General features: G+C 72.3%; 4 protein-coding genes. 3 read left to right on the forward strand and 1 reads right to left on the reverse strand.

Annotated elements, in window-relative coordinates; all coding sequences use genetic code 11:
- Positions 1–137 precede the first annotated feature (137 nt).
- From O7622_RS22270 to O7622_RS22280, 3 genes are all read left to right on the forward strand, one after another.
- The gene (locus tag O7622_RS22270; RefSeq protein ID WP_282310135.1) at positions 138–1,376 is read left to right on the forward strand and encodes a cytochrome P450; all 1,239 of its coding nucleotides are present in this window, start codon (positions 138–140) and stop codon (positions 1,374–1,376) included.
- 83 nt (positions 1,377–1,459) lie between these two features.
- Positions 1,460–2,446, forward strand: a complete 987-nt coding sequence (locus O7622_RS22275; RefSeq protein WP_282310136.1) for an ATP-binding cassette domain-containing protein — start codon at positions 1,460–1,462, stop codon at positions 2,444–2,446.
- Positions 2,443–3,243, forward strand: coding sequence for an ABC transporter permease (locus O7622_RS22280; protein ID WP_013287036.1), 801 nt, complete (start codon positions 2,443–2,445; stop codon positions 3,241–3,243). Before O7622_RS22275 ends, O7622_RS22280 begins: the two co-directional genes overlap by 4 nt.
- 67 nt (positions 3,244–3,310) lie before the next feature.
- On the opposite strand, the gene O7622_RS22285 is transcribed toward O7622_RS22280, so the two are convergent.
- On the reverse strand, positions 3,311–4,564 hold the full coding sequence (locus O7622_RS22285; RefSeq protein ID WP_282310137.1) for a hypothetical protein: 1,254 nt from the start codon (positions 4,562–4,564) through the stop codon (positions 3,311–3,313).
- Between the last annotated feature and the right edge of the window lie 178 nt (positions 4,565–4,742).

Consider the following 4,742-nt stretch of genomic DNA (forward strand, 5'->3'; position numbering starts at 1 on the left):
GGGCCGGTGACGTCTGCGCAGTAGTGCGCAGGGTGGCCGGTGCTCAACTCTGAGCAGAGGTGTCGCCATGGCCCGGAAATGCTCATCCGGAGCCGGCGCCGACCGGTGCGGCCGAACGCTGGAGAGGGGACGCCGACGTGACGACCTCCGAACAACCGGACCTGATGTCACCAGCCGCACGGGAGACGGCCTACGACACCTACGCCGCCCTCCGCGACACCAACCCGGTCTCCCGGGTCCGGATGCCCACCGGCCAGGACGTCTGGCTGGTCACCGGCTACGACGAGTGCACCGGCTTCCTCACCGACTACCACCGGTTCAAGACCAGCCCGACGGTGATGCCCGAGGGCATGGAGGCGCCGGCGCTGCCCGAGGCTGTGGTCCGGCTGCTCGGCGGCAGCATGGGCAGCGTCGACCCGCCCGAGCACACGCGGCAGCGCCGGCTGGTGCAGCAGGCGTTCACGCCGCAGTACGTCGAACGGCTGCGCCCCGGCGTCCAGCAGATCACCGACCAGCTGGTCGACGGGCTGCTCGGACGCGAGGGACGGACCTTCGACCTGGTCGAGGACTTCGCGGTGCCGCTGCCGCTCACCGTCATGTCCGACATGCTCGGCATCCCCCGCGCCGACCGGGACCGGTTCCGGCTCTGGTCGGAGCTGCTGCTGTCGCTGGATCCGACCTCCGCGCAGTCCGCGCCGCAGGGCATGAGCCCGGCCGAGGTGATGGCGGAGATCGAGGAGTTCGTGCGCTACCTGGACGCGTTGATCCAGCGCAAGCGCGCCGAGCCCGGCGACGACCTGATCTCCGGGATGGCCCTGGCCGAGGCCGACGGCGAGCGGATGAGCGACGACGAGCTGCTGAAGATGGTGGCGCTGCTCGTGGTCGGCGGTCTCGGCACCACGCAGCACCTGATCGGCAACATGGTCCTGGCGCTGTTCCGCAACCCCGACCAGTTGCAGCTGCTGCGCGACAAGCCCGAGCTGGCACCGGGCGCCGTCGAGGAGATGCTGCGCTACCACGGCCCGATCGAGATCAGCTTCCCGCGGTTCGCCGCCGAGGACACCGAGATCGGCGGCGTGCCGATCAGCCGCGGCGAGATGGTCATCGGGGTCCTCGCGGCCGCCGACCGCGATCCGGGCCGCTACCCGGAGCCGGACCGGCTCGACATCGAACGGACCGCCAACCGGCACCTCGCCTTCGGCCGGGGCGCCCACATGTGCCTGGGCGCGCCGCTGGCCCGCGTCGAGGGGCAGGTCGCCATCACCACGCTGCTCGCCCGGATGCCCGACCTGCGCCCGGCGGAGAGCCTCGACGAGACGCCCTGGCGGCCCGGGCTCACGCTGCGCGGGCTGACCGCGCTCACGGTCGAGTTCTGACCGGGCCGGCGCGACCGGCTCCCACTGCGGTTCGGCCGGCCGGCCGGTGAACATCCGACCGAACCGCAGAGGGAGGAGACGACGTGGCGAACGCCATCGTCGCTGACGGGCTACGCAGACAGTTCGACAAGGTGACCGCGCTGGACGGCCTGGACCTGGTGGTGCCGGAGGGCACCATCACCGGGATCCTCGGGCCGAACGGCGCGGGCAAGAGCACCGCCGTCCGGCTGCTCACCACACTGCTCGCCCCGACCGGCGGCCGGGCCGAGGTGGCCGGGTTCGACGTGGTCACCCAGGCCGCCGAGGTACGCCGGGTGATCAGCCTGTCCGGGCAGCACGCCGCCGTCGACGAGAACCTCTCCGGGTTCGAGAACCTGGAGATGCTCGGCCGGCTGCTGCACCTGGGCGCCCGGCGGAGCCGGCAGCGGGCCGACGAGCTGCTGCAACGCTTCGACCTCGTGGACGCCGCCGGGCGCCGGGCGAAGGAGTACTCCGGTGGCATGCGGCGGCGCCTCGACCTGGCCGCCGCGCTGATCCGTACGCCCCGGGTGCTGTTCCTGGACGAGCCGACCACCGGCCTGGACACCCGGAGCCGGACGGCGCTCTGGGACACCATCGGCGAGCTGGTCTCCGGCGGCATGACGCTGCTGCTGACCACGCAGTACCTCGAGGAGGCCGACCGGCTGGCCGACCAGATCGTGGTGATCGACCACGGCCGGGTGGTCGCCGGCGGCACGCCGGACGAGCTGAAGCGGCGGGTCTCCGGCACCAGCCTGGAGATCACGGTCGGGCCGGACGCCGACCTGACCGCCGCGCAGGCGGTGCTCACCTCGCTCGGCACCGGTCCGGCCACCGTCGACGAGACCGCCGGCCGGATCTCCGTGCCGGCCGGGGACGGGGTGGACACGCTCCTGTCCGGCGCGCGGCTGCTGCGCCAGGCCGGCATACCGGTGCGGGACGCCGCGCTGCGCACGGCGACGCTGGACGACGTCTTCCTCGCCCTCACCGGCGGCCCCGGCCGGCGCACCGGCGACGAACCCGTCAAGGAGACCGTGGAGGAGAAGCAGTGAACGCCGTCGTACTGGCCTTCGGTGAGGGCGTCGTCGTCGCGAAGCGCAACCTGCGGATGATCCTGCGCGTACCCGAGATGCTGCTCAACGCCGCCATCGCGCCGGCGATGATGACGCTGCTGTTCGGCTTCATCGTCGGCGGCGCGATCGACGCGCAGGGGGTGCCGTACCGCGAGTACCTGCTCGGCGGCATCTTCGTGCAGGCGGTCCTCTTCGGTGCCGTCAACACCGGCACCGCGATCGCCGCCGACCTGCGCAACGGCATCGTCGACCGGCTGATGTCGATGCCCATCTCCCGGTCGGCTGTGCTCGTCGGCCGCACCACGAGCGACCTGGTGAACAGCGGAGTGGTCATCACAGTCACCGCGCTGCTCGGCCTGGTCGTCGGGTGGCGCAGCCGCACGTCGCTGCCCGAGGCGGCGCTGGGATTCCTGATCCTGCTGGCATTCGCGTACGCGCTGTCGTGGCTGATGGCGGTGGTGGGGCTGGCGTCCCGGGCGCCGGAGGCGGTCAGTAGCACCGGCTTCACCATCGCCATCCCGCTGGGCTTCCTCTCCAACGCCTACGTGCCGATCGACTCCATGCCGGGCGTCCTGCAACCGGTCGCCGAGTGGAACCCGGTCTCGGCGATCGTCCAGGCGGTCCGGGTCCAGTTCGGCAACGTCGACCCGTCCACCGCGCCGGACGTCTGGCCGCTGCAACACCCGGTCGCCGCCTCCGGGCTGTGGATCGGCGCTCTGCTGGCCCTGTCGATCCCCCTGGCGATCGCCCAGTTCCGCAGGTCCGCCGGGCGCTGAGGCGCCCCGTAGACGACGACTCCGCCCGCACGCCGATGGCGCGGGCGGAGTCGTCGTCTACGGGGGCCTACTCCACCAGGACGCGGTCCGGCGCGCGGCGGCGCAGCCGGCTGGAGCGCCGCAGCGACCGCAGCCACATCAGGGTGCCGCCGCCGTCGAGCAGGAACGACAGTATCGCCAGCGCGAGCACGTCCGCCCAGGTGAACTGGCCGGTCATCTCGTCACCGCGGAAGAAGCCGACGACCCGGACCAGGTAGAACCACAGCAGCGGGATCGTCGCGGTGAACAGGACGGCCAGGGCCACGACGCGGCCCAGCACCCAGACGACCGCGTAGATCCGGATGGTGCGCATCTCGCCGCGCCCCACCCCGGACTGGTCGATGAGCCGGCGGCGCAACACCCGCCGGACGAGGTTGCGCAGGTAGGCGCCGGTGTCGGCCATCAGGCTCCGGGTGTCCAGCGCCGTCGTGATCAGGTAGTAGAAGTCGGTACGCAGGAACAGGAACGTCTGCCAGAGCAGCCGGATGAACGACGTGAACAGCACGCCGGCCACCACCAGCCGTACCGGCTCCGGCAGGCCGAGGACGCCGACGTCGTTCAGCCACAGCGTGATGAACAGCAGCGCCGCGCCGATCACGTCGACGAGCGGCCCGACCAGCACCGCGACGAAACGTTCCCGCTTGGACGCCATCCACATGCCGGACAGGTCGGTCTGCGCGACGATGGCGTACATCTGGTTGCCGACAGTCATCCGGGCCGACGTGCCGGCGGCGCGCGCCCCCACCACGTGGGCCAGCTCGTGCAGCCACACGCCGACCACCGCGATGCCCAGGACGACCAGCAGGTAGGCCCAGAAGTGGGAGTGGAACATGAGGCTGGACGGTCCGGGCACCAGCCCGGGCCGGTCGACGGCCATCACGACCGCGACTCCGACGATCACCCCGCAGACGGCGAGCACGGGCCGGCTCAACAGGCGCCGCGCGGCCTGCGGGGACAGCCACGCCAGATGCCCGGCGCGTGGCGGCCGGGCCGGGCCGGCGGCCGGCGGGTCGTGCGCGCCGGCCGGGGCGAGGAACCCCTCGTCGGCCAGCGCCTGGAGGAACGCGTCGGCGTCCGGCGACGCCTCGTGCGTCGCCTCGAAGCGGCGGACGGCCTCACCGACTGTGGCGCCGTCACGCAGCCACTCCAGCAGGTCGAGGCCCTCGGCCGGGATGGACAGGTAGACCTGACGACTGTCGTCACCGATCACGGCGAAGTCACCGTCTCTGCGGGCGGTGTACGGCCGGACCAGGACCGGTGCGTCGAGGGCGAACTCGGTCACTGTGGGACCTCTCCTCTGGCGGTGCGGGACTGGGCGCAGGGGTGGGGGTCCGGCAGCCGGACCCCCACCCCGTCTCACCGGGTTCAGTTCAGCGCGGGCGCGCACGGGGCGACGGTGCTGGCCTTGATGGACTCCAGCTTGCGCACCGGGAGCGACTTCTTGGGCGCGGTCTCCTTGG

Origin of the sequence: Micromonospora sp. WMMD1076 (assembly GCF_029581475.1) — a bacterium.
Taxonomy (GTDB): Bacteria; Actinomycetota; Actinomycetes; order Mycobacteriales; family Micromonosporaceae; genus Micromonospora; species Micromonospora aurantiaca.